Genomic DNA, 2397 nt, shown 5'->3' on the forward strand with positions numbered 1-2397 from the left:
CACGGTCGCGGTATCAACGGCTTGCCCGCCGGGCAGGTCGCGGATGAGTGCCGCCAGGATTTCGGCGGCGTGGGCGCGGCTGGGGTAGCCGACTTCGACGACGGAGTCGAATCGCCCCGTGCGGATGGCTGCCTGATCGAGCGTTTCGGCGTCGTTGGTGGAGGCCACAGTCAGGATGCGGGCGTCGGGTTGGATGTCCATGGCCTGCAACAGCTCCGACAGTCCCCCACCACCGGTGGTGCGGTCTCGGCACCATAGGTCGACGTCTTCGAGGACGAGCAGGACCGGGCCCTCAAGGCGCTGCGCCTCCTCGACAACGGCGGTCAGCAGTTCCGCGCCGGCCTTGGCCGCGACGTAGATGACGGTGAAGTCGCCGACCACCTCTTTGGCTATGACCGCACTGACCGCCGATTTGCCGGTGCCAGGAGGTCCGCACAGCAGCACCCCGCGCCGCGCCCCGAGGCCGTGCGCGTTGAGCACCCGGTGCCGCTCGCGTATGGCGGTCACGCCGAGGTCGACCTCGGTCCAGACCTCGTCGTTGACGATGATGTTCTGGCGCGTCGCTGTCGACGGCAAGTCGATGAGGGTCAACCTCAACCCATGGTCGTCAGTGGCGCGCACCACGCGCCCCCGGTAAGGGTTGAGCGCGCTGGCGCTTTCGCCGAGCCGATCCAGTACCGCGCGGGCGTGCGCCTGGTTATCCGGGGTCACGAATACGCTCACTTGAGCCGAGCGCATGAAAGTCTCCCGTATCTCGATGTGGATGACGCATCCGGTGTCATCGAGCAGCGTCCCGGCGGGAAAGTGCACGCGCAGGCACAGTGGGTGGCGGTAGCACTGCCCGCCGATCTCGGTCTGCGTCCACGTCGGCGGGTGAGCCAACTCGCCCGGCCCGATCTCGCAGGCGTGCATATGCTCATCGATCCATTGCGCCAGGGCCATGGCCGTGGTCAACCGGGATACCGGAGCTAAGGGGCGTTCCTCGTCGAGCAGATGTCCGCAGTCCGGCACACGGAGGCAGCGGGCGGTGAACCGGTCGGCGTTCTCGGCGGTGTCGCGGTCGGCGACGCCGACCAGTAGCTCGCCGAGCGCGCGCAGCGTGGATCGCACATCGCCGTCCAGGCCGTCCAGCCAGCCGTTGATGTCGGTGATGGCCCGGCGGGAATCGTCTGCGCCGCCCGTCAGCGCGGCAGGCACATCGGTTGGTTCGTTCTCGTTGTGGTTCATCGCTTTTGAGGTAGTTTGCCAACAGGGCAGCCCAACAGACTCCCACCCGCCCCATAGGTCGTCAACTGGTTTACACTTCGCCTGCCACGCCGCAACCCTGGCGCTCCACGCGTAGTGGGCTGGCACTGACGACGAGTACTGGCTGCCTGGGTCATCAGGTGGCTAGGCGGGTTCCGCAGGCAGGGCACCATCTGATTTCGATGCCCAGCCAGGCTTGGATCGATGACGGGTCGTCGTGATGCAGTGTGCAGGCCTGCCGGGCGAGATGGATGCGGATGGTGTCGATGATGAACTCTGCCCGCTGCACTGGCGTCGTCCCGTATCCCTCGACATCGATGGCGCCAGAAGCGATTACGTCGCCCACCTCCAGCTCGCGCTCGTGGTATTGGTTCCCACCATCGCTGTCAGTCCCGGCCAGAGTTCGTACAAAGCGACCGCTTGGCCGCAGGTCGAGCTCGATTCGCCATTCGCCGTGGCGTTCACGGAAATAGAAACTGTGGCCATCCACGTCGCCGCTCCACTGCTCGGGCACCAGGCCGCCGTGGTCGCCGATGGTGACCCCCTGTTGCCTTGCGAGCCATGCCTGTAATTCGGCTTCAGCGGCCTGCTCTTCGGCTTTGATCTGCTGGCCTTCTGGTGATCTCCAGAACGCTTTGATGTCATCGAGCCAATCGTGGAACGCACGGCCGCGCTGCTCGGGTGTGCGCGCACATACACAGTCGAATCCGTAATCGTGCAGGTCACTTTCGGGCAGCCGCGGATGGCAGCCGCACCGACATCGCTCACCGCTGTCCATATAGCGCCAGTCCGTCAGCGCGTTGAGTGCCAAGTCGGCAAGCGCTTCGGGTTGCGGAGAGCCATGCTGATCGAATACCGCGGCCAGGTGCACGTGATAACGCCGGCGCGCCTCGGCGCGGGCGTGCTCGACCCGTTCCCGGTACTCGGCCGCATCGCGGATCTTGGAGAAGTCGACTACATCCACCTCCGGTTGTACATGCATACTGTGGCGCGCGCCAAGGGATCACGTTCCGTCACATTAATGTCGGGCCAAGCGCTGGTTGACATCGAACTGCGGACAGAGAAATTGACTCCTTGCCGGCCGCCGACTCACCTCCTGAGCGCTAAACCGAAAACGCGACAACGTCGACGTAGTGCGAAAAGTGTTTTACC

At 65.0% G+C, this 2397-nt stretch carries 3 protein-coding genes; 1 reads left to right on the top strand and 2 read right to left on the bottom strand.

All coding sequences use genetic code 11. From position 1 onward, the window contains the following. Together VFW69_RS12660 and VFW69_RS12665 are read right to left on the bottom strand one after the other, a co-directional pair. On the bottom strand, nucleotides 1–1227 hold a 1227-nt coding region (locus tag VFW69_RS12660; RefSeq protein WP_526501722.1), incomplete at its 3' end, for an ATP-binding protein. A 154-nt stretch (nucleotides 1228–1381) separates the two neighbouring features. Further along, nucleotides 1382–2116 (bottom strand): hypothetical protein, encoded by a 735-nt coding sequence (locus VFW69_RS12665; RefSeq protein ID WP_526501724.1) that lies wholly within the window; start codon nucleotides 2114–2116, stop codon nucleotides 1382–1384. Between VFW69_RS12665 and VFW69_RS12670 the strand changes: the two genes are divergently transcribed. Then, nucleotides 2087–2397 (top strand): hypothetical protein (locus VFW69_RS12670; protein ID WP_526501726.1); only part of this gene is annotated, 311 nt, incomplete at its 3' end. The two genes, VFW69_RS12665 and VFW69_RS12670, sit on opposite strands and share 30 nt — an antisense overlap.

The organism is Mycobacterium sp. (assembly GCF_036273375.1).
In the GTDB taxonomy this organism is placed as follows: Bacteria; Actinomycetota; Actinomycetes; order Mycobacteriales; family Mycobacteriaceae; genus Mycobacterium.